This is a genomic window from Methanoculleus sp. SDB, assembly GCA_001412355.1.
GTDB lineage: Archaea > Halobacteriota > Methanomicrobia > Methanomicrobiales > Methanomicrobiaceae > LKUD01.
On record LKUD01000084.1, the window covers coordinates 1 to 2,500 of the forward strand.

The following is a 2,500-nucleotide window of genomic DNA, read 5'->3' on the forward strand; positions in this document are numbered from 1 at the left end:
TCACCACCACCGGCGACATCGTGTTTTCGCTCTACGATGTCGCCAGCGGAGGCACGCCGCTTGACACCGATACGCACGTCGTTACGGTAACGGACGGCCTGTTCACCACCGCATTGGATTTCGATCGGCGGTACTATGACGGACGGGATCTCTGGCTGGAGATCTCGATCCGGGGTGAGGTGCTCTCTCCACGGCAGGAGTTCCGGCCGGTGCCGTATGCGCTGGGCCTCGTGCCGGGGGCAACGGTCAAAGGCACGCTCACAACGCCGATGCTGGCTCTGGCAAATAACGAGGGCGCCGCTTTGCTGGCGTACGCCACCGGTGATCGCAGCTCGGGTGAGGAGGGAGTCGGGGTGTACTCAATTGCCGAGGGCGAAGGAGGTATTGGAGTATATGGGGCCGCAGATGGTATCGAGGGCATTGGAGTGGTCGGCGTTGCCATCAAAGACAACAGTTACGCTGTCTACGCCGAGACGGTGGGGTCAAACAGCCCGGCAATATACGGAGTCAGCGCGCAGGATGTCGGCGTCTATGGCGAAGGGAAGGAGGGTGGCCGTTTCACTACAAATGGTGCGGGGGCGGATTATGATCATCTGAAGGTGGGCGTAAATAGCTCCACATATTTCGACTATAATCCGGGAATTCTGACAGAAACAACCGGTGACCATAGCACGGGTGTGAGTATTGGGACATTGGGTAAGACCAGCTATGGAGTGAGTGCCATCACCCAGGGCGATTTTAGTACAGGTATGCTTGCAATAACGCTGGGCTACACAAGCCCTGGCGTCGTTATTCATACTTCGGGTGGCAATAGTCAAGGTCTCTATGCAGATACTCAGGGCCCAGACAGCCCCGGCATTACTGGCTCCAGTCAGCAAGCACGCGGGATCGAAGGATATACCTATAGTACGAATGAATGGGTTCCCGCCATCTACGGCAAGAACGAGGGAGCCGGCGACGGCGTATACGGCTTAAGCATGGAACGGTACGGTGTTTATGCAAAGGGAAAAGAAGGCGGCTATTTCACTACGAATGGTGCGGGAACGAGTGCAAGTAGACGTGCAGGGGTGAATGTGTCTACAGTCTACGACTATAATCGTGGTGCGATAATAACCACGCTGGGCAATTACAGTGACGGTATTTTTGCCTCCACTGAGGGCGACAACAGCGTCGGCATAGTGGCCACAACTGAGGGCGGCTACAGCATCGGCATAGGGGCCACAACTGAAGGTGACAATAGCAATGGCATTTTTTCAAAAACAACGGGTGAACGCAGCAACGGCATGGAAATTTATACGAAGGGCTATGCCAGTCCGGGCCTGGTCATTACAACGACGAATGACTATAGCTCTGGCATTTCTGTCGACACTTTGGGTTCCCAAAGCTATGGTATTGTATCACGAGCACAGGGCCCAGATGTTTCCGGCATCTACGCTTACAGCACTCAGGCACGCGGGATTGAAGGATATACCGAGAGCACGAATGCATGGGTTCCCGCCATCTTCGGCCAGAACGACGGTGCCGGCGATGGCCTCTATGGCGTAAGCAATAACCGGTACGGCACCGTCGGGATCAGCGAGACCAGCCATGCCGTGTACGGGGACACCAAACGAACCGACCATAAGTACGGCGTCTACACGCCGGATTACATGTACGCCGCAAAGTATGACGGCGGTGGCGCCGATATCGCCGAGTATGCCGCCGTCCGCGGCGAACCGGAGGCCGGCACGGTACTGGTCATCGGCGACGACGGCATCCTCGAGTCAGCGACAACAGCCTACGACACAGCGGTCGCCGGCATCGTCTCGACCGCTCCGGGCGTCTCGCTCGGGACAAAGGAGAGCGGCAATGACGGCGAAGCGCTCGTCGCCCTCGCCGGCCGGGTGCCGTGCAGGGTCGACGCCTCCTACGGGGGGATCCGGCCCGGCGATCTGCTCACCACCTCGGCAACGCCCGGCCATGCTATGAAGGCAGAACCGGTGGAACTGCAGGGCCGAGAGTTCTACCCGGACGGCACCATCCTCGGCAAAGCGCTGGGATCAATTGATGAAGGAACAGGGGTCATCGATGTCATCGTTACGCTGCAGTAACAGGCGGGACGTCATCCGGCAGCCGTGGATCATCCTCGGTCTGCTCTTCCTCGTCGCCCTCGCCGGGGCCCAGGCCTCGGCGAACTACGATCTTTCGTGGAACGTGATTGGGGGCGGCGGGGGAGCCGCAACCTCCGCCTCGTACAGCCTGCAGGGCACCGTCGGGCAGGTTGCCGGCACCGCAACGAGCAGCTCGTATACGCTCTCCGCCGGGTACTGGTATCCGCAGACAACGGGACCCGCCGTAGTGCCATTCCCGGGCTGCACCAACCCGCCGCAGGACCTCGATCACGACGGCCTCTATGAGGACGTGAACGGCGACGGCGTCTTCAGTTTCGGAGATATCAGGCTGTTCTTCGAGTATTACGATGTCTGGGTGCCGGCCAACGAACCGATCGAGTGTTTCGATT

General features: G+C 59.0%; 1 protein-coding gene and 1 pseudogene. Both read left to right on the plus strand.

Annotated features, from left to right (window positions below; all coding sequences use genetic code 11):
- Positions 1-2,090 (plus strand): hypothetical protein (locus APR53_04905; protein ID KQC03559.1); only part of this gene is annotated, 2,090 nt, incomplete at its 5' end.
- A pseudogene (locus APR53_04910) lies at positions 2,068-2,500 on the plus strand. The gene APR53_04905 and the pseudogene APR53_04910, both read left to right, overlap by 23 nt.